The organism is Acinetobacter variabilis, assembly GCF_000369625.1.
In the GTDB taxonomy this organism is placed as follows: domain Bacteria; phylum Pseudomonadota; class Gammaproteobacteria; order Pseudomonadales; family Moraxellaceae; genus Acinetobacter; species Acinetobacter variabilis.
This window is the reverse complement of the sequence record NZ_KB850112.1, coordinates 512,335-539,289: the sequence shown is the minus strand read 5'-3', so window position 1 is coordinate 539,289 and position 26,955 is coordinate 512,335. Positions and strand designations below refer to the sequence as shown.

Here is a 26,955-nt window from a genome sequence, read left to right as displayed (position 1 = left end):
CATGACTTATGCTAAACCTATCTCCAAGGACACTTTAAAGATATGATGAAAAATTGGGTCGATCCTGAAGCAAAAGCTGAAGCCGAACGTTATGACAACCCTATTCCAAGCCGTACCCTGATTCTCGAAACTATAGAAGAAAAAACTGCCCTGTCCCATGCCGACCTGGTGGAATATTTTGAAATTGCCGATCAAAAAAGTATTGATGCCCTGAGCCATCGTCTGATTGCGATGGTACGTGACGGGCAATTGATGAAAGACGGTTACAAGTTCCAGATCGCGGCGGAACAACCTGAGCATGAAGCAACGGTATATATCAACTCCAAGGGAAGCGGTACAGCCAATATTTCAGGTGAAGATGACCTGCTCTTACCTGAGCGTGAATTGCGTCAGGTCTTTAATGGTGACCGTGTCAAAGTCCGTCAGACCTCAGTAGACCGCAAAGGTAAGGCATGGGGCTTTATTACCGAGGTCTTGCAGCATCGTGTCAAACAGATCATTGGTAAAGTGTCTGAATACGAAGGCGAATACTTTGTTCAGCCAGCTAATCCAAATGCACATCAGCCTATTACTCTAGAAAAAGAGCTGATCGAGCATGCCAAGGTCAAAGTCGGCGATTCAATCCGCGTGGCAATTGACACCTACCCGACCAAAGAAGAATTTGCGACTGGCCATATTGTGCAGTCGATGGCAGACAAAGCCGATACCGAAATCATCATTCCACAGACGATTCTGGAATATGGCCTGCCATATGAATTCCCTGAAGAAGTCTTGAAAGAAGCGGAAAGTTTTAAAGAGCCTTCTGCCAAAGATCGTGACGGCCGTGTCGATCTACGTGATTTAGCGCTTGTCACTATTGATGGTGAAGATGCACGTGACTTTGATGATGCAGTCTATGCAGAAAAACGTCCGGGCGGTGGCTATCGTGTGGTCGTTGCAATTGCTGATGTGAGTCATTATGTACGTCCGGGCAAACCATTGGATGATGAAGCTCAAGAACGTGGAACATCCGTGTATTTCCCACACTTCGTTTTACCAATGTTGCCTGAAGCACTCTCTAATGGCCTGTGTTCATTAAATCCGAATGTCGATCGTCTGTGCATGGTCTGTGACCTGAAACTGTCACGTGCTGGCCGAGTGACCGGGTATGAATTCTATCCTTCGGTGATGCATTCCAAAGCACGTCTGACTTATGACCAGGTCGCGAAGTATTTTGAAGGTGACAGTACAGCGATTACTGAAGATCGTAGTGTACGTAAATCACTAAATACCCTGTTCCAGTTGTATCAAATTCTAAAAGGCTTGCGTGCTGAACGTAATGCAATGGAATTCGAAACCATTGAAACCTATATGACTTTCGATGAGCTGGGTGGTATTAATGAAATTCTGCCACGTACCCGTAATGATGCGCATAAGCTGATTGAAGAATGTATGTTGCTGGCCAACGTTGCAGCAGCTGAATATGCATTGAAAAATGAAATACCGATGCTGTACCGGGTGCATCAACCACCTGAGTTTTCGCGTATCCAGAAAGTTCGTGATTTCGTGAAACTGCTGGGTCTGCCATTCCCGGAACAGCCAACCCAGGCCGATTATCAGGCAGTCATTGAAGCGACCAAAGACCGGATTGATGCGCCAAGTATTCATGCCGTGTTATTACGCTCCATGATGCAGGCCTATTATGGTGCCGACAATGCTGGTCACTTTGGTCTGGCTTATGAAGCGTATACGCACTTCACCTCTCCAATTCGCCGTTACCCAGATCTGTTATTACATCGTGCTATCAAAGCCCATCTGAGTAAAAAGCCATATCCAATTTCAGGTGCCTCTTTAGATGATGCCGGTGAGCATTTCTCAGCAACAGAACGCCGTGCTGATGAAGCTTCCCGCTCTGTAACGACCTGGCTGAAATGTCACTATATGCAGCAGCATTTAGGTGAAGAGTTTGTTGGCATTATCAGTGCAACGGCTGAATTTGGTTTATTTGTCACGCTGAAAGACCTCTATGTCGATGGTATGGTGCATGTCAGCCAGTTGGGCGATGACTTCTTTGTCTTTGATCAAAGCAGCCAGAGTCTGGTCGGCCAGAACCGTGGTCAGATCTTCGGCCTAGGTGATGAAGTGAAGATCAAGGTTGCAGGAGTCAATTTGGAAGAACGCAAAATTGATTTTGAGCTGATCCAGCAATTGACTCATGCGGGTCGTCCAATTCGCGCCCGTGCTCCACGTGTCGCAGAAAAAAAACCTGCACCACGTCTGGAAGCAAAAGAGGAAGTCTTCAATAATCATGAGCGTGCGCAAAAAGCCCAGCCCAGTGATGATGGAGAACAGCCCATACGACGCAAAAAAGACAAATCAAAGCCCAGTTCCTACAGCAAAAAGCCTGCTAAAAAATCTGCAGGAAAGTCTGAAGCAAAGGCTAAAGATAAAGTAAAGAAAAAAGCCAAGATCAAAAAGAAAAAGTCGAATGCAAAAGCCAAGACTGAATAATGTTTGATGATCATAAAAAGAGCGCTACGGCGCTCTTTTTATTTATAATCAATATACTAATTAAAAGGAAAATTATAAATTGGATACAGTTAATATTCTTACATTAATCATTTCCCTCACAGCTCTACTTGTAACCTATGCAGTGTTTAAATCAGATCAACAGCCACAGGTTCTAATTTTTGCTACACCTCATTATGGAAAAGAATCTTTAATTCAACTTCATATTAAAAATATCGGTAAATCTATTGCTCACAATGTAAGAATCTTCAGCGACCAGCCTATTCCTCAAGCAGCATTTGGAATTGAGAAATTAAATTCTAATAAGCAATTTTTTGATTCTGGTATTTTTAAAAATGGAATAACAGTATTTCCACCTAATCAAAGTTACATATATGGTTGGGGACAATATGGAGGTCTTAAAGAATCATTAAAGAATACATCTATCACCTTCACTGTGACTTATTTTTATAAACATCCTTTGAACCTCTGGAAAACAAAAATCACTAATATCTCTATTATCGATATAAATGAACTAGAATCTCTTCCTTCATCCAATGGCGGCATCTTAGAACAATTAAAAAATATCAATAAATCTTTAACAACCTTAAATCAAAAAATTGAGAAAAAATTATAGATAGCTTGATTTCCCTGCCAATAAGCCCTACATCTAGATTTAACATAGGAAATGACTTCGGCAGAAACGACATGACATTAGAAAAAGCAACTTTACCCGTTCCACAATTCGATCAGATTACGCTGGCAGACCTTAAACAAAAAATTGAAAACTGCATTCAGCAAGGTTTGCAATTTCTAAATGAACTGACCCAGACACCTTATACTGTCCAGGAACAACTTGCGGTCCTAAAACAGGTTGATACGCTAGAAAATAATATGAGCGAGTCCTGGGGCGTTTTGTCGCATCTGAACGCAGTCATGAATAATAGTGAAACCCGTGATGTCTATCAGGCATTATTACCGGGTCTAAGTGATTACTATACTCAGCTAGGTCAGCATACGGCCCTGTATCAAACCTATCAACATGTACAGGATGCACCAGTTTTTAATGAATTACCGGAAGCTCAGCAAAGTGCAATTAAACTGGCGCTACGTGACTTTAAATTGTCAGGCGTAGCGCTAGAGGGTGAAGCAAAAAAACGCTATGCAGAAATTTCTGCACGTTTATCACAACTTTCCTCAGATTTCTCCAATCATGTACTGGATGCAACTCAAGCCTATTTCAGACCACTTAAGGAAGAAGAATTAGCTGGTCTGTCTGAAAGTAATATTGAACTGTTAAAACAATATGGCCAGCAACGTGAACTGGATCAGCCGGTTGCCACTTTAGATTTTCCGTCTTATCTGGCAATTATGACTCATGCCCAAGATCGTGGCCTGCGTGAAGAACTCTATAAAGCCTATACCACACGCGCGTCAGATCAGTCCGAACAGACTGAATTTGACAATACAGCCATCATGGAAGAGATCCTGAAACTACGTCAGGAAATAGCAGCGCTATTAGGCTTTAATAACTATGCCGAATATTCACTGGCCAGCAAAATGGCACCAAATGTCGAAGCTGTGGATGAATTCCTGCGTGATCTGGCAGAACATGCCCGTGCGCCTGCTGAACAGGAAGTGGCTGAACTGAAAGCCATCGCTGCTGAAGATGGTATTACTGACTTAAAACCTTGGGACAGCAGTTACTATTCTGAAAAGCTGAAAATGCAGCAGTTTAATCTGTCTCAGGAATCACTCAAACCCTACTTTCCAGCTCCAAAAATCTTGCAAGGTCTGTTCAGTATCCTGAAACGTTTATATGACATTCAGGTGATTGAACGTGAAGCGCCAGTTTGGCATCCAGATGCACGTTATTTTGAACTGGAAGACCAAGGCGAAGTGATTGGCGGTTTCTATTTTGACCTCTATGCGCGTCAGGGCAAACGTGGCGGTGCCTGGATGAGCGGCTTCCGGTCACGCATGCAAATTGCTGAAGGTCTGCAAAAACCGATCTGTTATATGGTGGCAAACTTTACTCCACCAGTCGGTAACCGCCCTGCACTACTGACTCATGATGAAGTGATTACCCTGTTCCATGAGTTTGGTCACGGTCTGCATCATATGCTGACAGAAGTGGACAATATTGCTGTGGCTGGTACACACGGCGTGGATTGGGATGCTGTTGAGCTACCAAGCCAGTTTATGGAATTCTGGGCTTGGGATCAGGACAGTTTAAACCTGCTTAGCGAACATATCGAAACCAAGGAAGCCTTACCTGCTGACTTGTTAAAAGCCTTACTGGATGCTCGCTTCTTCCAGTCCGGTATGCAAACTTTGCGTCAGCTGGAATTTGCTTTATTCGACCTGAGCATTCACCGTGCCAATCCGGCATTGAATGCTGAACAGATTCAGGCAACCTTGAACGAGATTCGTGAAAAATACGCCGTTTTACCCACTACACCATATAACCGGTTCCAGCACAGCTTCAGTCATATCTTCGCGGGTGGATATGCAGCGGGCTATTATTCTTATAAATGGGCAGAAGTTTTGGCCAGTGATGCCTTCGATCGCTTCGAAGAAGAAGGAATTTTTAACACTGAAACCGGAAAGCAGTTTAGACAAAAAATTCTAGCAGTTGGCGGAAAAGATACAGCACTTGACGCATTTATCAATTTCCGTGGACGAGAGCCAAAAATAGATGCTTTGTTACGTCATCAAGGTTGGACGAACCGCTCTAAAAACGCTTAAACTACGTTTTTAAGTAAATCACAGGGTGAGTATGATGGCTATCAAACGTCGTTTCATTGCAGGCGCAAAATGTCCTAAATGTCAGGCGTTAGATCGGATCGTTATGCTGACCTCTGGTGAAGCTGAATGGATTGAATGTATCGAATGTGGGTATGAAGAAAACCGTCCTACCCATATCGAGGAACCTGAGTCACCAGCCGTTCCGGATGAAATTGGTGTGATTCAGTTTAAACCCCGTCAGCCAAAAGAATAATTTCGGGAACCTAAATGACTCTAGATCATCGACAAAATCCTAAACTTTTATGGGGAATAGTGAGTGGATTAATTGTTGTGATTATTGCTGTTTTAATAATTACACAGTTTTTTCTCACGCAAAATGAAACATTACCGGCACATCAGGGTAACTTGATGCATGCACCGGTGACACAAGCAGCACCTAAAGCAGAAGCTGAACTGGAAGAAATTGTGCCTACTTCTGAAAATGTCCTAGTCGATGCCTCTATTATAAGAGAAGAACTTACTGAGAATGCTACTTTGGCGAAAGAAGAAATTGCCAAACTGGAAGATATCCAGCAACAGCTCAATGAGCAGGAAAAAAGCCTGAAGCAACAGCATAGTGATGCGGATGAGCTGATTAAACTCAAAGAGGAACAAATCAAGTTACTCGAAGCACAACTGGCACAATAGTCAGAATGAGTTAGGGATTTTCAGCTAGAATATCCACAGATTTTCTAGCTAAGTTCCCCCATGAGTGTAGCCTCTCCCTCGCATCTGGTTAAGGCAATTGTCTTTCTGACCTGTTCCGCTTTTCTGTTTTCAGTCATGGGCGTCTGTATCCGCTTCGCCTCACACACGGTTGACAATGCCACGGTGGTATTTTTCCGGAATTTTGTCGGCCTGTTTATCTTTCTGCCATTAATCTTTAATAAAGGCATTAGCTTTTTTAAAACTGAAAAACTCTGGATGCACACCTGGCGTTCTGTCGCAGGTCTGACAGCGATGTATGGCTTTTTCTATGCCATTGCACATTTAAAGCTCTCCAATGCCATGGTCTTCACCTATTCCTCACCGATTTTTATTCCACTGATTGCCTGGCTGTTTCTAAAAGAAAAAGTCACTCAAAGCATGTTACTGGCTGCTGCGATCGGTTTTATTGGCGTGTTGTGCGTGGCTAAGCCTGATTCCGGTTTATTTAACCTGATGTCTGTGATTGGCTTGAGTGCCAGCTTCCTGGCTGCTATGGCTTTTGTTACTGTACGCGCCCTAACTCAAACCGAACCACCAGAACGGATTGTGTTTTATTTCTGTCTGATCGGCACCCTGATTTCCATGGTTCCAATGTTCTGGCATTGGCGTCCTTATACTCTGACTGAACTCGGTTATTTAATTGCAGCCGGTTTATTGGCAAATACCAGCCAGTTATTTCTATCCAATGCTTATAAACTGGCACCTGCTGGTCAGATTGGGCCAGTGAACTATATTGCGATTTTCTTTGCTGGCTTATGGGGTTTTATATTCTGGCAGGAAGTTCCGGATCTCTATAGTCTGCTCGGACTAGGGCTGATTTTTTGTGGGATTTTACTGTGTAGTCCTGCTTTACAAAATAAGCTTAGACTGCGTTAAGGCCACAATAAAAAAAGCACCCGAAAGTGCTTTTTTTATTTGCTTAAATTACTGATACCAGCCGAAGAGCTTAAATACATAAGGTACATAGGCAATGATCAACATCGCTGGCAGTAACACGATCATCGGTAAAATCCAGCGCTCATAACGGTAATAGAAGGACTTATGTCGAACTTCTGCATCCGCCTCGGCTACCTCAGCATCACCAATGGATTGCCTTGCTAACAGATGATTCAGGGCAACTGGCGGTGTCACATAACCCAGCTCGAAACCAATCAAGGTAATCATCCAGAAGTGCACCGGATGAATTCCATACTGATAGGCCACTGGTGCAACCGTTGCTGAAATTAGGATCACTGCGCCGAATGGATCCATAATCATGCCAACGAACACCATCAGGCCAACAATCATGGAAATCACCAGAATGGTACTGCTGATATCTGTCGGGAACGCTTCCATAATTTCCATACGTTCCAGCAGGCCACCCACACTGACAGACAGTGCCATCAGGATCACCAGCGCACCAATGTGTCCAACCGTTTCACTGGTCGAAATGTGTAATGATTTCCAGAAGCCGACTTGACGCAAGCTTTTACCAACAGTCGAACGTTTTACACCATGGTCTACAGCCAGCTCACTGCCCTGCTGCTCAATATGCTCTGCTTCACGATATTCAGCATTCATGGCTGTACCCGCGGTCGCCATTGCAGGCGTATTTGCTGAACCTAAGGTGGTAGTTAAGGTTTCATCCCAATGTCCCATTGGCGGTAATGGTGCAGGCTCATGACGTAACTTATCAAATAGCACGATCATCAACAGAATGACTGGCATCATGACAGGTGCAGTAAATTCATTCAGATCTGTAGACAAGGCATATTTGTAGAACAGCCAGATCAGAATGAAAATCACGATATAAGGAATCACATTTACAAAGGCACGTGCAGACTGAGGTGCAGCCAGACCAGGTGCAGCAATACGGAACTTGCTTTCAGCAAAGAATAGCGAAATGATCAGGAACAATGTTGAACTGAGCAAGAAGACGTAGACACCGTAGTGATACAGCATATCTGTCGTCACTTCCTTGTTCAATGAAGCCACCACAACAATTAATAGACATGGGCGAAGTACTACACCGAGTGAACCGGACATCGCAGTTGCTGCCAAGGCAAACTGACGGCGACCACCGGCATTCCAAACTTCCTTATAAATGATTGCACCCGCAGCAATCACGAAAATCCCGGATGCACCGGTATAAGCAGTAGGTAGTGCAGCTGCCAGCAGGATTAACCAGGTCAAGGTTTCTGGAGCCAGATTCCATGGACGCAGGATATTCAGGAACATGTCTACGACACGGGTTTGTTTCAGCAACATACCGGCCCAGATAAATAAGGCCAGATTCAGGAAGATGCTCGAAAATTCAACCAGTTGCCCCAGATAGATGCCCTGACCCATCGGGTAATCCATCAAGAAGACAAAGTTAAACCCGGTACTGATAGCCATATAGGCATACAGTGGCACGCTTAAGAAAGCCAGTCCGAAACTACCCCCTTCTCGGGTCGCCTGGGGTGGCTTAATGACTTGGTACAAACTGATCAGGGTCAATGTTCCAAAGAGAATCATCCATAGCCAGTAGACATACTTCATGTCTCCCATCGGCACCCCGGAATTCAGCACCGACATATATTGGCTATAGGAAGAATAGACTAGGAAACTGTTCGCGATCAGCATCGCCACGGAATAGACTTTGAAATCGATACGGGTGGCTGGGCTACGTAGACCGATATGATGGGTTTTTAATGTCGCACTGATTGCAGCAAATACCACCATGATAATCAACAGTAAGGCACGGTTTTCAGTCCCAAACTTGAAAATGCCAAAGAATGAGGTTTCAAAACTGCGATAAGCGCGAATACTTGGATGCGCTTCAATATGCGTTATTGCCTTATCATAGAACTGGTAGGACTCTTCACAGACCTGTTGTGCCTGCATAACTGCAGCACGCACATCCGCTTCAGAACGTACACCGAAGAAATCGGCATATTCATCGGCGGCATCTGCTTTCATCTGCTCCTGAACTTTTTGATCGACATTAATATTACGATCACATTGTGGTGCTTTCGGTTCAGCACGCAAAAACGAATATTGCATGCCTGTCGCCGGATCACCATACAGACGCTCGCCCATACGCAGTAACTGACCATGAATCATTTCCCCGGTTCCAATCACTAAGGTCAGTAAGAGCAAGATGAGCACGACAAAGGTCGAGATCCACTCTGTCCAGATATAACGTAACAGACCTAATCCTGATCTGTTTTGATTATCGTTGTGCATGTATTTTCCTATTCTTGTTTTCGCGCCTTACATTCTTTTAAGCGCTGGTCTTTCTGTCTGCCCCGAAAATTCCTTTACAAGGGTCAGTATTATTATTTTCTGTTTTGACTCTGCATGAAAATCAGCAGAATAAAAATGACAATTTATCTTTTCTTTTTGTCTTTTCTGCCAACAGTTTCAGCTATCCCCAACATAGTTACCCAAGATATAGAGTAATGCGACTACTACTCCCCAGATTACCCCTAACAAATGCGCTTCGACCAGTACCGGACTGCCAATAAGTTGTGCAGTTTCCTGATTTCCAATGGTATTTTCCCAAATTAGTTTGGCAAAGATTAAAAATAATACCAGTACGGCAAATCCACGTTCACGTTGATAAAGCAGATGCACACAGGCGACTGCGACATAGGCCCCATGTAATACCCCGGATAGTCCTGCATATGCTTCAATATTTGGCAGGAAAAAATAAAAACTCAGGCTGATCAACGGTGGCAGAATCAAAAGGATTGAGACGAAATGCCACACAGATGCACGGGGAAAAATGAAAGGCAAACAGATAAAGGCAAGAATATTCAGAAAATAATGGGCCCAGCCGACATGCACCCAGTGCGCAGTCCAGAGCCGCCAGAATTCCCCGAGCAGGCTTTCCTGCCAGTAGATGAAAGCATCGTTAAAGATTTGCAAACTCGCTGAAAGAGAGACAAAAGCCGCCAGAAAAATAATTTTTCGTCGAAGATGTTGATCTTGCATCGGCTCCTTGAACTCCTTTCAACATATTGAAAATGACCTCTATGAGCATCATTCACTTAATTTTTCATTAAATTATAGATCAGCTCTGAACAGATCATCCAGTTCTGAGGAATTATCTGTTTCATCCCAGAAGGTTTGCATGCCATCATCTGCACTACGAATACCGGTATTTTCAGTCCAGTAACGGTCAGAAATACCATTCACCATAATGGCAGCCATACTGTCGATCAGCTTGAACTGAGGATTGACCGGCTTCTCATCACTACGTGCCTGATCAAAGGTTCTTAACGCATCACGAATTTTGGCATCATCCCCACTGGCCTGTGCGGCTACAGCATATAAGGCATGTGATAAACGTACACCTTTTTGCTCACCAATTTGTACTGACTGTTTCAGAGTTTGGTAAGGATCAGGTTTCCCATCACCTGCCCCTGGCAATAAAGTCCAGATTACAGCACGGGTTGCATTTGGCGCGCCCCAGAATTTGGTATTATCCAGACAGGCCATGCCACGCTCAACCACAGCCGCAATATCTTTGGGTACTTGTACGGCCCCACCAGAATTAATGTCATTGGTCATGGCTTGCAAGCCACTCAGCATGCCCAGCAGATAAACTGTCTGTTCAATATCACTGTTCATGCGTGGGCAGCTTTCCCCCAGCGCTTTTTTATATTTTTTCCCATAACGGGTCTGAAATAACTGATAACCCGTATACTGGCGTTGTGCAGCCAGTGCAGCCCAGCGTTTCTGCTCAATCCGCGCATCCTGAGCTTCAGTCACCTGATTGACTTTAGAAGCACGCAGATACCGTAGCTCTGCATCCAGCGCTTTCTGCTCGGCACAAATTCCGGCTGCAGAATACATCAGTACTGCAACACGAGTCGGATCAGCCCCCATTCCCTTGGTCGACATGATAGCCGGCGTTAAAGAATTCCCGGAATTACACACCATCTCGGCATCATCCATCGCCAGGATTGGTGGAACAATATGCTTTTCAGTGAAACCCAGCGCCACATTGGCACCGGTTTTAATGACCTGAGAACATCCTGTTAGAACTGTTGTTGTTATTGCAATGGTCGCCATACCTTGGCATATTTTTCGGACGCTCGACATTTTCCTGTCCTCTATAATTGTGATTATGTCCATTATTCTGCTAAACATATCAGAAGCATATAACGAATAAAAGAGTATTTACTCTAATTTAGACCAGACACTTTGCCATTAAATCGCCCAGCTGCAATTGATTGTAGTAGATAAAATCCCAAATTTTGGGCAAAAAAAAAGTAGCATTGCGACGGTTCAGCACATGCTACTTATCAACTTGGCAAGTCGAGAAGAAAATAGGTTCTCGAGCTTAATTCTGTTATTTAGGTGAAAATCTGTCCTTCAGCACCGTTCCCAGCCGTCCTATGACTAGGGCCATCACAATCGCAACGATCAAAAACATCCACATTGGAAATTCCATCATGATCTCCTGTGTTCGCTGTTGGTGAGTTAAATGTACCTGCTTATAAAAAAAGCAGCCGAAAAATTGTCATACAATTCATTGTTTTTGCAGAGAAATATGATTTTTTGTCTGACAATTCAAGCGGGGTTGGCGGATAAATCTTTATTTTTAATCAATTTATTTAAAATTTCGGAATATCAGTTGTCTGACAATTAAAGCATTTTTGTTAAAACTTTCAAAGATTTCCATTGTTTAAAAGGCAACTGGTCACACCAGATGAGCAACGGACGTGCTTTTGCATGCTGGAAATACACCACGATATAAGCTTGGTGATCAATCACGTGACTGATCAACACTCGCCGTGTACCTTGCGCAGCTGCTGTCAGTGACCATTCACGTCCATCCAGATATTCAAACTGCTCAATGTGCGGTGTCTTACGATAAAACAACTGGTAAATGACCAGACCGATGACGCCGCAAACCAACCAAATTGTCACAGGCAATAACTGATACAGCAGGAACATCAATACAGCAAAAATAAAAAGCTGAAACACCAGTGCACACTTACTGCGTTTCAGCTTAAAACAGCGATTATCCATGAACGTAAAATTTAAGTTTCTTGATAAAATCTTTTAATTCAGGGCGTGGGGGTTCTGACACTTCCATAAACCAGTCCAGCAGGTCCGGATCTTCCTGTGCAACCAGCTCAGCAAACATCTGTTTTTCGAAGGGATCAGCATTGAGATAATAGTTTTTCACGTAGGGATCAAAATATACATCGATCTCTTTCAAGCCACGACGCGCGCGATAAATCACTTTGCGCTCTTCTAAGGTGATGTCATCAGTCATCGAATTTTCCCAACTCGTTACAAACCTGAGTAGTTTACCTTAAGCCATTGCTGAATTTCGAGGTATTTCATACAAATGACCAAAAGCATCAGTAGATTCCCCAGATTTGAACATTCAGCTCATTGCTCCCTCGTCTGCTCTATCTTAAGTTAAATAAAATATCACAATAAGGGAATTATAAGATGCATTCGAGCGCGATCCGTCCATTGGCCAGCATGCTGCCACGTCAACTTTTCAATGATGAACATGAAGCCTTTCGGGAGACGGTCCGTAAATTTTATGAAAAGGAAGTGACTCCTCATACAGAAAAATATGAACAGCAACAGCATATCGATCGTGAGCTCTGGAATAAAGCCGGTGAACTTGGCCTTCTCTGTGCCACGATGCCTGAAGCTTATGGCGGTTCAGGGGTGGATCGTTTATACAGCATGATCCTGATCGAAGAACAGGCCTATGCAGGCGACTCTGCGACAGGATTTTCATTGCACTCCGATATCGTGGCCAATTATATTCTGAACTTTTGCAATGAAACACAAAAGCAGCAATGGCTCCCGAAAATGGCAACAGGTGAAGTGGTCACGGCAATTGCGATGACTGAGCCCGGAACTGGCTCAGACCTGCAGGCAGTACGCACCAGTGCGGTATTAGAAGGTGATGAGTATGTGATTAATGGATCTAAAATTTTCATTACCAATGGCTATCTTTGTGATATGGCAATTGTGGTATGTAAAACGGGCCATAGCGAGAAAGGCTCTGCTAACCTGTCTTTAATTATGGTCGAAGCAGATCGTGCAGGATTTAGTAAAGGTAAACCCTTAAATAAAATCGGCATGAAAGGTCAGGATACCTGTGAACTGTTCTTTGACAATGTCCGTGTGCCTAAAGAAAACCTGCTAGGTCAGGAAGACATGGGTTTTATGATGCTGATGAAAGAACTGGCTTGGGAACGGTTAATTGTGGCCATCATATGTCAGGCAGGGGCAGAAGCGGCATTCGCACATACAGTGAAATACACCAAAGAACGTCAAGCCTTTGGCAAACCGATCAGCGCTTTTCAAAATACCCGTTTTAAACTGGCAGAACTGCGTACCGAAATTGAAATTTGTCGGGCTTATCTGGACCGTTGTATGCAACTACAGCTTACTCAGGAATTGGGAATTGATGCTGCCGCAGCTGCTAAATACAAAATTTCTGAACTGTATAGCAAAGTGGTTGATGAATGCCTGCAACTGCATGGCGGTTATGGCTATATGCTGGAATACCCGATTGCACGAGCGTATCTGGATAATCGCGCGAACCGCATTTATGCAGGAACCAATGAAATCATGAAGGAACTGATTTCCAGATCACTCTAATTTGAAATGTGAAAAAGGAGTACATCAGGTACTCCTTTTATCTATGTCTAACTTAAGACACCAATCTTGGCTTGGCTGGTACAGCACTGGATCTCGTTTTAAATTTCAATACTCCATCTTCAAAAGATGCAGTTTTCAGCTCTTTACGGTCTGCCAGATAATTATTGGATACTTTCCAAGGTGCATGCTTACCCTGTTTCGGCATCACATCCGCTGCACGGGCAATATAGCCTGAAGTTAAACTACCCATCACCGTATCTTCAAGTAATTCCGTAGCATCCCCTTCTGGAATCACTTCATTATAACCATGCTGATCCATATAATTGAGCAGACGGCAGATATATTCTGCGGCAATGTCCACTTTCAAGGTCCAGGAAGCGTTGATATAACCAATAATCAGCGCCATATTTGGCACATCACTGACCATCACCCCTTGATACAGCATATGCTTCGACGTATCCAAAGGCTTGCCATCCATCGTGGCCTGAATACCACCCAGAATCTGAATATTTAAACCAGTAGCAGACACAATAATATCCGCATCCAGATGTTTACCTGATTTCAGCTGAATCCCAGTTTCAGTAAATTTTTCGATATGATCTGTTTCTACAGATGCATGACCTTCACGCAGGATTTTGAATAAATCCCCATCTGGCACTACACATAGGCGCTGATCCCAAGGTTCATAATTCGGGGTAAAGTGTTTCATATCCACTTTCCCTTTCAACTGAAACTGTACAGATTTTAATAGTAATGTTTTCAGTAGTTTTGGCTGTTTTTGTGCGAGTGCATAGATACCACGCTGCATGCCGATATTACGCGCACGGGTCAGCTTATAGGCCACATCTTCAGGCATTAATTTACGCATTTTTGAGTAAATCATGTCGATCGAAGGAACTGAGGCGATATAGGTAGGAGAGCGTTGTAACATGGTCACATGCCCTGCACCACCTTTCACCATGGCAGGAACCAGTGTAATCGCTGTCGCACCACTGCCAATAATCACCACTTTTTTTCCGCTATAGTCCAGATTTTCAGGCCAATGCTGCGGGTGAATGAATGTACCTTTGAATGCTTCCTGATTCGGGAATTCCGGCTGGAAACCTTGATCATAATTGTAGTAACCAGTACAGCCAAGAACGAAGTTAGCGATCCAGGTCTGCTTTTTGCCCTGAGCGTTTTCAACTACGACTGACCATTTACGTGTCACTGAATCATAATTGGCACTAACGACGCGATGTTGAAAATGAATTTTTGAGCTCAAGTTAAATTCTTGAATCACTTCTGCAAGATAATTTTTAATTGCTGAACCGGAAGCCAATACGCTTTCTTTTTTCCAAGGCTTAAAATTGAAACCAAAAGTCGACATGTCCGAATCTGAACGGATGCCAGGATATTTAAACAAGTCCCATGTACCGCCAAAGCTTTCACGACGTTCAATGATTTCGAATGAGCGTTGAGGACTATGTTTAGAAAGATGGGCTGCCAGACCAATTCCCGAGATCCCCGCGCCTACAATTAAAATATCAACTTGCTTTTCCATATTCTTCTTTTACCTGAGCATTGTCATATATTTTTATTAAAGCACAAAATTGACAATACACAATGTCAAGTTTAAATAAAAGTGATTATTTTTTATCTTTTCAGGACAAATTACTAAACTGTCTGATAATAGGTAAATGCAAGACAATAAAAAAGGCCGGTTTATTCAACCGACCTTTTCGAACAATGTTTGCTGCTCTACACGAAATTAGTTAACTTCGCGATCTACTAGCTCAACGTAAGCCATCGGTGCAGCATCACCTGCACGGAAGCCCGCTTTAAGAACACGTAGATAACCGCCGTTACGCTCTTTGTAACGAGGGCCAAGAACGGTAAATAATTTACCAACAGTTGCAGCTGAACGAGTACGAGCAAACGCCAAACGACGGTTTGCTACTGTATCGACTTTAGCTAAAGTGATTAAAGGCTCAGCAACACGACGTAATTCTTTTGCTTTAGGCACAGTTGTTTTGATCAACTCGTGCTCGAACAAAGAGTTAGCCATGTTTTGGAACATCGCTTTACGATGACTGCTTGTACGGCCTAATTTCACACCACTATTACGATGACGCATGGTGATAGTCCTACTTAATTAACGGCTACGATAGGCGAAACGATCGTCCATACGGAGACTAGCTGGTGGCCAGTTCTCTAAACGCATGCCGAGTTGTAAGCCTTTGGAAGCCAGAACATCTTTGATCTCAGTAAGCGATTTTTTACCAAGGTTAGGAGTTTTAAGTAACTCAACCTCAGTACGCTGTACAAGATCACCAATGTAGTAAATGTTTTCTGCTTTCAAACAGTTAGCAGAACGAACAGTTAGCTCTAGATCATCTACTGGACGAAGCAAAATTGGATCAACTTCTTCACGAGGTTCTTGAGCCACAGGAGCTTGATCTTTCTGAAGATCAACAAAGATTGCAATTTGTTGTTGCAAGATTGTTGCCGCTTTGCGGATTGCTTCTTCAGGATCAACTGTACCGTTGGTTTCAAGATCAATGACCAGTTTATCAAGGTCAGTACGTTGTTCTACACGAGCGTTTTCCACTGTGTAAGACACACGTTTGATCGGGCTGTAAGATGCATCTAACTGTAAACGACCCACTGGGCGAGTCTCGCCTTCTGGAAAACGTGAGTCAGAAGTCTCATAGCCACGGCCTTGAGCCACTTTCAGGCGCATCTTCAGATTGCCTGATGCACTTAGCGTGCCGATCAAGTGTTCAGGGTTAACCACTTCAACATTATGAGGTAAACGAAGGTCAGCCGCAGTTACGTCGCCTGGACCTTGTTTCTCTAATGTTAAATAAGCTTCATTTTGATCGAACAGCTTAATAGACAATCCTTTTAGGTTCAGCAAGAGCTCGACGATGTCCTGCTGCAAGCCTTCCAAAGTACTGTACTCGTGCTCAACACCTTCAATCTCAACTTCTACCACAGCAGCGCCAGGTAAAGAAGAAAGAAGGATGCGACGTAAAGCATTGCCCAGAGTATGACCAAAGCCACGCTCTAAGGGTTCTAGAATAACTTTTGCCGAGGTCCCGCTTGCCGCTTCGACCTTGATCGCTTGCGGAGTTAGAAACTCATTTGCAGTACGCGTCATATTGCTACCTCAAGGATTATTTAGAATACAATTCTACAATCAAGCTTTCGTTGATTTCAGCAGGTAAATCAGAACGATCCGGTGCAGCTTTGAACGTACCTTCTAGTTTAGAATGATCTACTTCCATCCAAGAAGGAATGCCACGTTGAGCAGCTAATTCAATTGCGTTTTTGATACGTAATTGTTGTTTAGCGCCTTCGTGAACTGCAATCACGTCACCAGCTTTAACTTGGATAGACGCGATGTTAACGCGACGGCCATTTAAAGTGATTGAACGGTGAGATACTAACTGACGAGCTTCTGCACGTGTAGAACCAAAACCCATGCGATAAACAACGTTATCAAGACGGCTTTCAAGCAGTTTCAACAGGTTTTCACCAGTTGCGCCTTTCACACGAGCAGCTTCTTTGTAGTAGTTACTAAATTGACGCTCTAAAACACCGTACATACGACGTACTTTTTGTTTTTCACGTAATTGTAGTGAGTACTCAGATTGTTTACCGCCACGAGCTCCACCATGTTGACCAGGAGCTTTAGCGTGTTTTTTAGTTTTGACGTCAAATGGTTTAACGCCAGATTTTAATTGCAGGTCTGTCCCTTCGCGGCGAGAGAGTTTGCATTTTGGACCAATATAACGAGCCATGAATGTTTCTCCTTACACGCGACGTTTTTTAGGTGGACGGCAACCGTTGTGAGGGATTGGAGTCACATCGGTAATGCTGTTAATTTTATAACCCACTGCACCTAATGCACGAACCGCAGACTCACGACCTGGACCAGGACCTTTAACAAGGACGTCCAAGTTTTTCAAACCGTAATCTAAAGCTGCTTTACCAGCAACTTCAGCAGCTACCTGAGCAGCAAACGGAGTTGATTTACGTGATCCACGGAAGCCTTGTCCACCTGAAGTGGCCCAAGCCAGTGCATTACCTTGACGATCGGTAATAGTCACAATGGTGTTATTAAAAGAAGCGTGAATGTGTGCAACACCTTCAGAGACGGTACGAGTGACCTTCTTGCGTGTGCGAGTATCTTTAGCCATCTTTTAGCTTCCAGAAATCTTATTTCTTAATTGGTTTGCGCGGACCTTTACGGGTACGTGCGTTAGTTTTGGTGCGTTGACCACGGACAGGCAAGCTGCGACGATGACGAAGACCGCGGTAGCAGCCTAAATCCATTAAACGTTTAATGTTCATGGAAATTTCGCGACGTAAATCACCTTCGGTCGGAACCTTGGCAACTTCTGCACGAATCGCATCAAGCTGAGCGTCATCTAATTCACGGATCTTAGTAGTAGTTGGGATACCCGCAGCAGCTAAGATTGACTTAGCAGTGTGGCGACCAATACCAAAGATGTACGTTAGAGAGATAACAGCATGCTTGTTATCCGGAATGTTTACACCGGCAATACGAGCCATTCAATTTTCTCCAAAAAGGCAGTAGAGATAATCAACCGCCCCACAAAAATCTTGAGGGGCGGATAATAACCCAATTCGCCTACTGAAATCAACAGGTCTTGATCAGATTAACCTTGACGCTGCTTATGACGAGGTTCTGCGCTACAAATTACGCGGATAACCCCATTACGACGGATAACTTTACAGCTACCACAAATTTTCTTTACAGAAGCTTGTACTTTCATGATGAAACCTCTAAGTGCGCTTATCCCTTAGGATGAGCAGTCGTTTTTCTCATTAACGTTTGATTGTCATACTGGTGCGAGGTGAGATGTGCTTGAAGCTGAGCCATAAAGTCCATCACCACCACTACCACGATCAGCAACGATGTTCCGCCCAAGCTAAATGGAATACCAAAAGAGCTTTGCAGAATCATCGGCATTAAACAGATGACAGTGATGTATATCGCGCCAATAAAGGTCAAACGATTGAGAATATGATCTAAGTAACGAGCAGTTTGCTCACCTGGACGAATACCAGGCACGTAAGCTCCGCTGCGTTTCAAGTTCTCTGACACTTCTTTAGGACTAAATACCAGTGCTGTATAGAAGTAACAGAAAAAGATAATTAACGCACCAAAGAGCACCAAATACAACGGCTGACCAGGCGATAACACCAATGCCAAGTCTTGTAGACTACGCTTGATAATTCCTGCACTTGGATCCGAACTACCAACCCACTGACCTAAGCTCGCTGGGAACAAAAGTAAAGAGCTGGCAAAAATTGCCGGAATTACACCCGCCATATTAATTTTTAATGGCAAATGCGTTTGCTGTGCAGTAAATACACGACGTCCCTGCTGCTTTTGGGCATAGTTCACCGGAATACGACGTTGCGCCTTCTCGATAAACACAATCGCTGCTAGTACAGCAATCGATAACAGACCAAAAATTGCTAGTCCAATTAGACTAGACTGGCCATTATCAACTGAAGTTAGAGACTGCATAACTAAAGTCGGCAATCCTGCAACGATACCTGCGAAGATGATCATGGAAATACCATTGCCCACCCCACGCTCGGTAATCTGTTCACCCAGCCACATTAGGAACATGGTCCCCGCAACCAATGAGGTTACTGCAGGAACATAAAAAGCTAGACCAGAGGTCAGGGTAATTCCCTGGCTGATCAGGCCAGCACACATACCGATTGCTTGCACAAGTGCAAGGAACAGCGTGCCTTGTCGTGTGTATTGGTTAATCTTACGTTTGCCCTGCTCGCCTTCTTTTTTCAAGGCTTCGAGCTGAGGAACCACAGTAGACATCAACTGCACGATAATCGATGCAGAGATATATGGCATGATCCCTAAAGCAAGAATCGACATTCGCTCTAATGCACCACCTGAAAACATGTTAAACAAACCAAGGATGGTACCTTGGTTTGCATTAAACAGATTTTCTAGCGCAGCATTATTAATCCCTGGTACTGGAATATGCGCTCCTAGTCGAAATACCAACAACGCACCAATGAGAAACATCATTCGACGAATAATTTCACGGTATTTCACATGAAATGGTTGGCCTTTCATCATGTTGACATGACCTGAAGAACTAGGAGTCATAGACACTGGGGATTACTCCTCGACTTTACCGCCAGCAGCTTCAACAGCAGCTTTAGCGCCTTTAGTCAATGCGACACCTTGTACAGTGAATGCACGAGTAATTTCACCAGAAAGTACGATACGAGCACGAGTCATGTCTTTACGTACAACGTTCGCAGCTTTTAAAGTTTCAAGAGACACGATGTCTCCTTCAACTTTAGCAAGCTCAGATAAACGTACTTCAGCAGTTTTCAAAGCCAATTGGCTAGTGAAACCGAATTTAGGCAAACGACGATAAAGTGCAGTTTGACCACCTTCGAAACCTGGACGAGTACCACCGCTCTTACGTGAGTTTTGACCTTTGATACCACGACCACCAGTCTTACCAACGCCAGAACCGATACCACGGCCTAAACGAAGGTTGTCACGCTTAGCACCTTCTGCAGGTGCAATTGTATTCAAACGCAGAGTCATGGCTTATTCCTCTACACTAACCATATAGTAGACTTGGTTGATCATACCACGGTTAGAAGGCGTATCTTGCACTTCTACAGTATGACCAATACGACGCAGACCTAAACCTTTCAGGCTCAGCTTGTGATTTTTCAAGCGGTGCGATGCAGATTTAGTCTGGGTAACTTTAATCGTTTTCATGATTGATTACCCTTGAATTTGTTCTACTGTTAAACCACGTTTCGCAGCAACTTTCTCAGGAGAAGTCATATCACGCAAACCATTAAAAGTCGCGTTTACTACGTTAGCAGCGTTTGTAGAGCCATAACATTTAGTTAATACGTTACGTACGCCAACAGCTTCTAAAACTGCACGCATCGCGCCACCAGCAATTACACCAGTACCTTCAGAAGCAGGTTGCATGTAAACGCGGCTTGCACCGTGACGAGCATTGATAGGGTGCTGAACAGTACCATCAACAAGGTCAACAGTAATCATGTTACGACGAGCAGCTTCAAGTGCTTTAGAAATAGCAGCTGGAACTTCACGCGCTTTACCACGACCAAAACCTACGCGACCATTACCATCACCCACAACAGTTAATGCTGTGAAAGAGAAGATACGACCACCCTTAACAACTTTGGCTACACGATCAACGGCAACCAGCTTTTCAACAAGACCTTCGTTTTGTTCAACTTTAGCCATGATTAGAACTCCAAGCCGTTTTCACGGGCAGCATCAGCCAAGGCTTTGATACGACCATGATATTTGAAACCAGAACGGTCAAATGCAACTTTAGTAACACCAGCTGCTTTAGCGCGTTCCGCGATTAAAGCACCTACTTTCTGAGCTGCTTCAACGTTACCAGTAGTACCCGCACGTAGAGTAGCGTCTAGAGTAGAAGCTTGCGCTAATACTTTGCCGCCATCTGCTGAGATAACTTGAGCATAGATGTGACGCGGAGTGCGGTTTACACACAAACGAGTCGCACCCAATGCACGGATGTGCAAGCGTGTGCTTTTCGCACGACGCAAACGGGATTGTTTCTTTTCGTTCATAAGAACCTCGCGCCTTATTTCTTCTTAGCTTCTTTACGAAGTACAACTTCGTCAGAATAACGAACACCTTTACCTTTATAAGGCTCTGGTGGACGGTAACCACGGATATCTGCAGCGACTTGACCTAGAACTGCTTTATCAGCAGATTTAAGTACGATTTCAGTTGCAGTTGGAGTTTCAGCAGTTACACCTTCAGGAAGCGTATAGTCGATCGGGTGAGAGAAACCAAGGTTAAGGTTAACAACGTTACCTTTAACCGCAGCTTTATAACCAACACCGATAAGTTGTAACTTACGTTCGAAACCTTCGCTTACACCTTTTACAAGGTTGTTAAGCACAGCGCGAGCAGTACCAGCTTGCATCCAAGCGTCTTTAGATTCAGCTTTAGGAGCAATAACTAGAGTACCGTCTTCCTGTTTTAGCTCGACCAGCGCATGCAGGTTGAAAGACAATGTACCTTTGCTGCCTTTCACTTCGACCTGCCGGCCGTTCTGAGTAACTGTTACACCGTTAGGTACAGTTACTGGGGCTTTAGCCACACGAGACATGAGGAATCACCTATTAAGAAACAAAAGCAATAACTTCACCACCAACGCCTGCAGCACGTGCAGCGCGATCAGTCATGATGCCTTTGCTTGTAGAAACAATTGCAATACCTAAACCTTGCTTAACGCTTGGAAGTGCATCTTTACCGCGATACTGACGTAGACCTGGACGGCTTACGCGTTTCACAGTTTCGATAACTGGCTTGCCTTCAAAATATTTTAAAGTCAAAGTAAGAGTTGCTTTGCCTTCAACTTCAGCAACTTCTACGTTTGAAATATAACCTTCTTGTTGAAGTACGTTAGCAATCGCAACTTTCAACTTAGAATTAGGCATAGAAACAGTTTGTTTCTTTGCCATTTGTGCGTTACGAACACGTGTTAGCATGTCGGCAACGGTATCTTGCATACTCATTTATAGTGCTCCTTACCAGCTTGCCTTAACAACGCCAGGTACATCACCTTGCATTACTTTATCGCGTACCATGTTACGGCTTAAGCCGAACTTACGGAAGTAACCATGAGGACGACCAGTTAAACCACAACGGTTACGTAGACGTACTGGAGATGCATTACGTGGTAATGCTTGTAATTTCATCATCGCATCGAAACGTTCTTCATCTGAAGCATTTACGTTTGCAATGATTGCTTTTAATTCAGCACGTTTTGCAGCGTATTTAGCAACAGTAGCTTCGCGTTTCAATTCGCGATTAATCATACTTTTCTTAGCCATTTCGACCTCTTATTTGAACGGGAAGCCGAATGCACGCATTAGCGCACGGCCTTCGTCATCGGTGCGAGCAGTCGTAGTGATGGTAATGTCCATACCACGAATACGGTCAATCTTGTCAAAATCGATCTCAGGGAACATGATCTGTTCTTTAAGACCCATTGAGTAGTTACCACGACCATCAAATGATTTCGCAGAGAAACCACGGAAGTCACGGATACGAGGAATCGCAATCGAGATCAGACGGTCTAAGAATTCGTACATACGTTCGCCGCGTAAAGTAACTTTACAACCAATCGGCCAACCATCACGGATTTTGAAACCAGCGATAGATTTACGAGCTAACGTAAGAACTGGTTTTTGACCAGCGATAGCTTGCATATCAGAAAGAGCACCATCAAGGAGTTTCTTGTCAGCAGAAGCTGCACCAACACCCATGTTGATAGTGATTTTAGTGATGCGAGGGATCTCCATCACATTCTTAATTCCCAATTGTTCTTTTAATTGAGCTTTAAGTTCGTCGTTGTAACGTGCTTTAAGTCTGGCCATTGCCTTTTTCAACCTATTACTTCGCTACCGCCACTGATTCACCATTAGATTTGAATACGCGAGTTTTCACGCCATCAATCGTTTGGTAACCAACACGGTCAGCCTTTTGGGTTGTAGCATTAAAAATTGCCACGTTTGAAATGTGAAGCGAAGCTTCTTGAGTTACGATGCCGCCTTCAGCGCCAGTAACACGGTTCGGCTTTTGATGCTTCTTCACCAAGTTAAGGCCTTCAACCTTAACGCGGTCATTAGAAACAGACAGAACAGTACCCTGTTTGCCTTTTTCTTTACCTGCGATCACAATTACTTGATCGCCTTTTTTAATCTTAGCCATGATCGCCTCTTATAGAACTTCAGGAGCCAATGAAATAATTTTCATGAACTGTTCAGTACGAAGTTCACGAGTCACTGGTCCGAAAATACGAGTTGCAATCGGCGCTTTGTTGTTGTTCAAAATAACAGCAGCGTTATCGTCGAAACGAATCACTGAACCGTCTGGACGACGGATACCGAATTTTGTACGTACAACTACTGCATTCATCACGTCACCTTTTTTAACACGTGCGCGTGGAATTGCTTCTTTTACAGTAACTTTAATAATGTCGCCAACAGAAGCATAACGACGATGTGAACCACCAAGTACTTTAATACATTGTACGCGGCGAGCACCACTGTTGTCTGCTACGTCGAGCATAGTTTCGGTCTGAATCATTGCCCTACTCCAAAACCGAGCATCACCGGTCACAATTTCGAAAGGCTCAAAGAGTACTCGAAATTGACCGATGATGCAACAAGAACGTTAATTACTCAGCAGCTGCTTCAACAACTTCAACTAAAGTCCATGACTTAGTTTTAGACATTGGGCGGCTTTCTTTAATGGTTACAACGTCGCCAACTTTAGCTGTGTTGTTCTCATCATGAGCATGTAATTTTGTTGAACGGCGGATTGATTTGCCATACAACGGGTGTTGAACACGGCGTTCGATAAGAACAACGATAGATTTTTCCATCTTGTCGCTTACTACTTTGCCTGTTAACGTGCGGACTGTATTTTCACTCATTGTCCGTTCCCCTGTTTTTCGGTAAGGAGGGTCTTGATACGAGCAATAGTCTTGCGAGTCAATTGCACTTCGTGCGATTTACCCAATTGACCAGTTGCTTTCGCCATACGAAGACGGAATTGGTTTAGCTGTTGCTCATCAAGCAAAGCTGTCAACTCTTCTACCGACTTTTCACGTAGATCTTTAGTTTTCATTACATTACCGTCCGAGTCACGATAGTGGTTTTAAACGGAAGTTTAGCAGCAGCAAGCGTAAACGCTTCGCGAGCTAGGTCTTCGTTAACACCATCAATTTCGTACAAGACTTTACCTGGTTTGATTTGGCAAACCCAGTATTCCACAGAACCTTTACCTTTACCCATACGCACTTCAAGTGGTTTAGAAGTAATTGGCTTGTCCGGGAATACACGGATAAAGATTTTACCACCACGTTTAATACGACGGCTAATTGTACGACGCGCTGCTTCAATTTGACGTGCAGTCATTTGACCACGTTCGATTGATTTAAGTGCGATAGTACCAAAAGATACTGAGCTACCGCGGTGAGCTAGACCAGTGTTACGGCCTTTTTGCACCTTACGGAATTTAGTACGTTTAGGTTGCAACATGGATTATTCTCCTTTTTCAGCAGAACGATCATTGCGACGACCACGACGCTCTTGACCTTCACCACGACCGCGACCGCGTTTAGCTGGACGTTCTTCAGCTGGAGCTGGGTTCATGACTTGTTTCATGCCACCCAAGATCTCACCACGGAAGATCCAAACTTTAACACCAATCGTACCGTAAGTAGTCTCAGCACGCATAGTCGCGTAGTCGATATCTGCACGAAGAGTATGTAGAGGTACACGACCTTCACGATACCATTCAGTACGAGCAATCTCAGCACCACCTAAACGGCCTGAAACTTCTACTTTGATACCTTTCGCACCAGCACGCATAGTGTTTTGAACCGCACGCTTCATAGCACGACGGAACATTACACGTTTTTCCAATTGAGAAGCGATAGCTTCAGCAACTAGACGCGCGTCTAAGTCTGGACGATCAATTTCGTTGATACTTACTTGCGCAGGAACACCCATAATAGATGTTAATTCGCGTTGTAATTTCTCAATGTCTTCGCCTTTTTTACCGATTACGATACCAGGACGAGCAGTGCTAATAGTTACTTTAGCAGCGCCTGTTGGACGTTCGATAAGAATATTGCTGATCATTGCATTCTTAAGTTTTTTAGTTAAAAACTCACGAACTTGCAAATCTTTAAGCAAGTATTCAGCGTATTGTTTCGGACTCGCATACCAGTTAGCGTTATGACGTTTCACAACACCTAGGCGGATACCGATTGGATGAACCTTCTGACCCATATCAAACCCCTACCTTAACGGTGATGTGACAAGTACGCTTAGTAATACGATCTGCACGGCCTTTAGCACGTGGCATAATACGTTTCAGGCTCATGCCTTCATCAACGTAAATCGTAGAAACTTTAAGGTCGTCTACATCTAAACTGTTATTATGTTCAGCGTTTGCAATTGCAGATTCCAACGCTTTCTTAACCAATACTGCAGCTTTTTTGTTGCTGAAGTTTAAGATGTTAAGGGCGTGCGCAACAGATTTGCCGCGGATAAGATCTGCAACCAAACGAGCTTTTTGTGCCGAGATAGCGGCACCGCGTAATTTAGCAGTTACTTCCATCATAGCACCTATTAACGTTTAGATTTCTTGTCAACACCGTGACCACGGTAGGTACGAGTCGGTGCAAATTCACCAAGCTTGTGTCCAACCATATGTTCAGAGATGATCACTGGAACATGGTTACGGCCATTGTGTACAGAAATTGTTAAACCAACAAAATCCGGGAGGATCATCGAACGACGCGACCAAGTTTTGATCGGCTTACGGTTATTAGCCGCGATAGCCGCTTCAACCTTAGCGAACAAGTGCGCATCGACGAATGGGCCTTTTTTCAGAGAACGAGGCATTGTCAGATTCCTTTACTTGTTACTTAACGCGACGGTCGCGAATAATCATCTTAGTCGTACGCTTGTTGGTACGTGTTTTGTACCCTTTAGCTTTTTGACCCCATGGGCTTACAGGTTGAATACCTTTGTTACGCCCTTCACCACCACCGTGTGGGTGATCAACTGGGTTCATCGCCATACCACGAACGGTAGGACGAACACCACGCCAGCGTGATGCACCAGCTTTACCTAGTGAGCGAAGGTTGCTTTCTGAGTTAGATACTTCACCCAACACAGCGCGGCATTCAACATGAATTTTACGCATCTCGCCTGAACGAAGACGAACGATAGCGTAAGAACCGTCACGACCCAACAACTGAACAGAAGTACCAGCTGAACGAGCTAACTGCGCGCCTTTACCGATTTTAAGTTCGATGTTGTGAAGAGTAGAACCGATAGGCATGTTGCGAAGTGGCAAGCAGTTACCTGGACGGATTGGAGCATCGTTACCAGATTGAACTGAATCACCAGCGCGTAAACCTTTAGGCGCGATGATGTAGCGACGTTCACCGTCAGCATACTTCAACAACGCAATGTGCGCAGTACGGTTTGGATCGTATTCAATACGCTCAACTACAGCTGGAATGCCGTCTTTGTTACGTTTGAAGTCGATTAAACGGTAGTGTTGTTTGTGACCGCCACCAACGTGACGAGTCGTAATGTGACCGTTGTTATTACGGCCGCCAGTACGTTTTTTAGCTTCAACTAGTGGAGCATAAGGCGCGCCTTTGTGAAGGTGATCATGAACCACTTTCTCTACAAAGCGACGTCCTGGAGACGTTGGCTTACATTTTTGAATAGGCATAGTTTTCGTCC

Annotated in this window: 36 protein-coding genes and 1 pseudogene; 7 read left to right on the top strand and 30 right to left on the bottom strand. The window is 44.1% G+C overall.

Annotated features, from left to right (window positions below):
- Nucleotides 1-42: 42 nt before the first annotated feature.
- The 6 genes from rnr (at nt 43) to F897_RS05125 (ending at nt 6,858) form a co-directional block, all read left to right on the top strand.
- Nucleotides 43-2,490, top strand: a complete 2,448-nt coding sequence (gene rnr / locus F897_RS05150) for a ribonuclease R (protein WP_005233763.1) — start codon at nt 43-45, stop codon at nt 2,488-2,490.
- 79 nt (nt 2,491-2,569) lie between these two features.
- Nucleotides 2,570-3,124 (top strand): hypothetical protein, encoded by a 555-nt coding sequence (locus F897_RS05145; RefSeq protein WP_005233762.1) that lies wholly within the window; start codon nt 2,570-2,572, stop codon nt 3,122-3,124.
- A gap of 71 nt (nt 3,125-3,195) precedes the next feature.
- Complete coding sequence (locus F897_RS05140; protein ID WP_005233761.1) at nt 3,196-5,235, top strand: M3 family metallopeptidase; 2,040 nt, start codon at nt 3,196-3,198, stop codon at nt 5,233-5,235.
- A gap of 40 nt (nt 5,236-5,275) precedes the next feature.
- Nucleotides 5,276-5,488, top strand: coding sequence for a YheV family putative zinc ribbon protein (locus F897_RS05135; RefSeq protein ID WP_171064841.1), 213 nt, complete (start codon nt 5,276-5,278; stop codon nt 5,486-5,488).
- A gap of 14 nt (nt 5,489-5,502) precedes the next feature.
- A complete protein-coding gene (locus F897_RS05130; protein ID WP_005233760.1) occupies nt 5,503-5,922 on the top strand; it encodes a hypothetical protein in 420 nt (139 codons plus the stop codon).
- A gap of 60 nt (nt 5,923-5,982) precedes the next feature.
- Nucleotides 5,983-6,858, top strand: a complete 876-nt coding sequence (locus F897_RS05125; RefSeq protein WP_005233759.1) for a DMT family transporter — start codon at nt 5,983-5,985, stop codon at nt 6,856-6,858.
- Nucleotides 6,859-6,906: 48 nt separating this feature from the next.
- Here the strand turns inward: F897_RS05125 and F897_RS05120 are convergent, their stop codons facing one another.
- From F897_RS05120 to F897_RS05100, 5 genes are all read right to left on the bottom strand, one after another.
- Nucleotides 6,907-9,189, bottom strand: coding sequence for a TRAP transporter large permease subunit (locus F897_RS05120; protein ID WP_005233758.1), 2,283 nt, complete (start codon nt 9,187-9,189; stop codon nt 6,907-6,909).
- 177 nt (nt 9,190-9,366) lie between these two features.
- Entirely contained in the window at nt 9,367-9,939 is a 573-nt protein-coding gene (gene rrtA, locus F897_RS05115; RefSeq protein ID WP_005233757.1) for a rhombosortase, read from the bottom strand.
- A 72-nt stretch (nt 9,940-10,011) separates the two neighbouring features.
- A complete protein-coding gene (locus tag F897_RS05110) occupies nt 10,012-11,052 on the bottom strand; it encodes a hypothetical protein (RefSeq protein ID WP_005233756.1) in 1,041 nt (346 codons plus the stop codon).
- A gap of 546 nt (nt 11,053-11,598) precedes the next feature.
- The gene (locus F897_RS05105; protein WP_005233755.1) at nt 11,599-11,985 is read right to left on the bottom strand and encodes a hypothetical protein; all 387 of its coding nucleotides are present in this window, start codon (nt 11,983-11,985) and stop codon (nt 11,599-11,601) included.
- Nucleotides 11,978-12,235 (bottom strand): FAD assembly factor SdhE, encoded by a 258-nt coding sequence (locus F897_RS05100; RefSeq protein WP_005233752.1) that lies wholly within the window; start codon nt 12,233-12,235, stop codon nt 11,978-11,980. Before F897_RS05100 ends, F897_RS05105 begins: the two co-directional genes overlap by 8 nt.
- A 182-nt stretch (nt 12,236-12,417) precedes the next feature.
- Between F897_RS05100 and F897_RS05095 the strand changes: the two genes are divergently transcribed.
- Nucleotides 12,418-13,590, top strand: a complete 1,173-nt coding sequence (locus tag F897_RS05095; RefSeq protein ID WP_005233750.1) for an acyl-CoA dehydrogenase family protein — start codon at nt 12,418-12,420, stop codon at nt 13,588-13,590.
- A 52-nt stretch (nt 13,591-13,642) separates the two neighbouring features.
- On the opposite strand, the gene F897_RS05090 is transcribed toward F897_RS05095, so the two are convergent.
- From F897_RS05090 to rplB, 25 genes and pseudogenes are all read right to left on the bottom strand, one after another.
- Entirely contained in the window at nt 13,643-15,133 is a 1,491-nt protein-coding gene (locus F897_RS05090) for a flavin-containing monooxygenase (protein ID WP_005233748.1), read from the bottom strand.
- A gap of 207 nt (nt 15,134-15,340) precedes the next feature.
- Nucleotides 15,341-15,706 carry a 50S ribosomal protein L17 gene (rplQ, locus tag F897_RS05085; protein WP_004786886.1) on the bottom strand — a complete coding sequence of 122 codons (366 nt, stop codon included), beginning with the start codon at nt 15,704-15,706 and terminating at the stop codon, nt 15,341-15,343.
- Nucleotides 15,707-15,724: 18 nt separating this feature from the next.
- The gene (locus F897_RS05080; protein WP_004786889.1) at nt 15,725-16,732 is read right to left on the bottom strand and encodes a DNA-directed RNA polymerase subunit alpha; all 1,008 of its coding nucleotides are present in this window, start codon (nt 16,730-16,732) and stop codon (nt 15,725-15,727) included.
- 16 nt (nt 16,733-16,748) lie between these two features.
- Nucleotides 16,749-17,375 carry a 30S ribosomal protein S4 gene (gene rpsD / locus F897_RS05075; protein WP_004786890.1) on the bottom strand — a complete coding sequence of 209 codons (627 nt, stop codon included), beginning with the start codon at nt 17,373-17,375 and terminating at the stop codon, nt 16,749-16,751.
- A gap of 12 nt (nt 17,376-17,387) precedes the next feature.
- Nucleotides 17,388-17,774: a 30S ribosomal protein S11 gene (gene rpsK, locus F897_RS05070; protein ID WP_001040166.1), complete on the bottom strand. Its 387-nt coding sequence runs from the start codon at nt 17,772-17,774 to the stop codon at nt 17,388-17,390.
- Nucleotides 17,775-17,793: 19 nt separating this feature from the next.
- On the bottom strand, nt 17,794-18,150 hold the full coding sequence (rpsM, locus tag F897_RS05065) for a 30S ribosomal protein S13 (protein WP_005233747.1): 357 nt from the start codon (nt 18,148-18,150) through the stop codon (nt 17,794-17,796).
- 107 nt (nt 18,151-18,257) lie between these two features.
- Complete coding sequence (gene rpmJ / locus F897_RS16965; protein ID WP_000867907.1) at nt 18,258-18,374, bottom strand: 50S ribosomal protein L36; 117 nt, start codon at nt 18,372-18,374, stop codon at nt 18,258-18,260.
- A 20-nt stretch (nt 18,375-18,394) separates the two neighbouring features.
- A complete protein-coding gene (gene secY / locus F897_RS05060) occupies nt 18,395-19,714 on the bottom strand; it encodes a preprotein translocase subunit SecY (protein ID WP_171065444.1) in 1,320 nt (439 codons plus the stop codon).
- A 45-nt stretch (nt 19,715-19,759) separates the two neighbouring features.
- Nucleotides 19,760-20,200, bottom strand: coding sequence for a 50S ribosomal protein L15 (gene rplO, locus F897_RS05055; protein ID WP_004786897.1), 441 nt, complete (start codon nt 20,198-20,200; stop codon nt 19,760-19,762).
- A gap of 3 nt (nt 20,201-20,203) precedes the next feature.
- Nucleotides 20,204-20,380 carry a 50S ribosomal protein L30 gene (gene rpmD, locus F897_RS05050; RefSeq protein ID WP_004786899.1) on the bottom strand — a complete coding sequence of 59 codons (177 nt, stop codon included), beginning with the start codon at nt 20,378-20,380 and terminating at the stop codon, nt 20,204-20,206.
- 6 nt (nt 20,381-20,386) lie between these two features.
- Nucleotides 20,387-20,884, bottom strand: a complete 498-nt coding sequence (gene rpsE, locus F897_RS05045; protein WP_004786901.1) for a 30S ribosomal protein S5 — start codon at nt 20,882-20,884, stop codon at nt 20,387-20,389.
- A 2-nt stretch (nt 20,885-20,886) separates the two neighbouring features.
- Complete coding sequence (gene rplR / locus F897_RS05040) at nt 20,887-21,237, bottom strand: 50S ribosomal protein L18 (protein ID WP_004281497.1); 351 nt, start codon at nt 21,235-21,237, stop codon at nt 20,887-20,889.
- A 14-nt stretch (nt 21,238-21,251) separates the two neighbouring features.
- Nucleotides 21,252-21,785 carry a 50S ribosomal protein L6 gene (gene rplF, locus F897_RS05035; RefSeq protein ID WP_004786903.1) on the bottom strand — a complete coding sequence of 178 codons (534 nt, stop codon included), beginning with the start codon at nt 21,783-21,785 and terminating at the stop codon, nt 21,252-21,254.
- Between the two features lie 13 nt (nt 21,786-21,798).
- The gene (gene rpsH, locus F897_RS05030; RefSeq protein WP_004786905.1) at nt 21,799-22,194 is read right to left on the bottom strand and encodes a 30S ribosomal protein S8; all 396 of its coding nucleotides are present in this window, start codon (nt 22,192-22,194) and stop codon (nt 21,799-21,801) included.
- A 12-nt stretch (nt 22,195-22,206) separates the two neighbouring features.
- Complete coding sequence (gene rpsN, locus F897_RS05025; protein WP_004786907.1) at nt 22,207-22,512, bottom strand: 30S ribosomal protein S14; 306 nt, start codon at nt 22,510-22,512, stop codon at nt 22,207-22,209.
- Nucleotides 22,513-22,521: 9 nt separating this feature from the next.
- Entirely contained in the window at nt 22,522-23,058 is a 537-nt protein-coding gene (gene rplE / locus F897_RS05020) for a 50S ribosomal protein L5 (RefSeq protein WP_004786908.1), read from the bottom strand.
- Between the two features lie 16 nt (nt 23,059-23,074).
- A complete protein-coding gene (gene rplX, locus F897_RS05015) occupies nt 23,075-23,392 on the bottom strand; it encodes a 50S ribosomal protein L24 (RefSeq protein WP_004786911.1) in 318 nt (105 codons plus the stop codon).
- Between the two features lie 9 nt (nt 23,393-23,401).
- Nucleotides 23,402-23,770 carry a 50S ribosomal protein L14 gene (rplN, locus tag F897_RS05010; protein WP_001982634.1) on the bottom strand — a complete coding sequence of 123 codons (369 nt, stop codon included), beginning with the start codon at nt 23,768-23,770 and terminating at the stop codon, nt 23,402-23,404.
- 91 nt (nt 23,771-23,861) lie between these two features.
- Complete coding sequence (gene rpsQ / locus F897_RS05005) at nt 23,862-24,119, bottom strand: 30S ribosomal protein S17 (RefSeq protein WP_004786913.1); 258 nt, start codon at nt 24,117-24,119, stop codon at nt 23,862-23,864.
- Nucleotides 24,116-24,313, bottom strand: a complete 198-nt coding sequence (gene rpmC, locus F897_RS05000) for a 50S ribosomal protein L29 (RefSeq protein WP_004786915.1) — start codon at nt 24,311-24,313, stop codon at nt 24,116-24,118. The genes rpsQ and rpmC overlap by 4 nt, the downstream gene beginning before the upstream one ends.
- Entirely contained in the window at nt 24,313-24,726 is a 414-nt protein-coding gene (rplP, locus tag F897_RS04995) for a 50S ribosomal protein L16 (protein WP_004786917.1), read from the bottom strand. Before rplP ends, rpmC begins: the two co-directional genes overlap by 1 nt.
- Nucleotides 24,666-25,482: pseudogene (gene rpsC / locus F897_RS04990) on the bottom strand (30S ribosomal protein S3). Before rpsC ends, rplP begins: the two are co-directional and overlap by 61 nt.
- Nucleotide 25,483: 1 nt before the next feature.
- Nucleotides 25,484-25,813, bottom strand: a complete 330-nt coding sequence (gene rplV, locus F897_RS04985) for a 50S ribosomal protein L22 (protein ID WP_001982638.1) — start codon at nt 25,811-25,813, stop codon at nt 25,484-25,486.
- Nucleotides 25,814-25,824: 11 nt separating this feature from the next.
- Nucleotides 25,825-26,100, bottom strand: coding sequence for a 30S ribosomal protein S19 (gene rpsS, locus F897_RS04980; RefSeq protein WP_004673001.1), 276 nt, complete (start codon nt 26,098-26,100; stop codon nt 25,825-25,827).
- Nucleotides 26,101-26,119: 19 nt separating this feature from the next.
- Nucleotides 26,120-26,944 (bottom strand): 50S ribosomal protein L2, encoded by an 825-nt coding sequence (gene rplB / locus F897_RS04975; RefSeq protein ID WP_005233738.1) that lies wholly within the window; start codon nt 26,942-26,944, stop codon nt 26,120-26,122.
- Nucleotides 26,945-26,955: the final 11 nt, after the last annotated feature.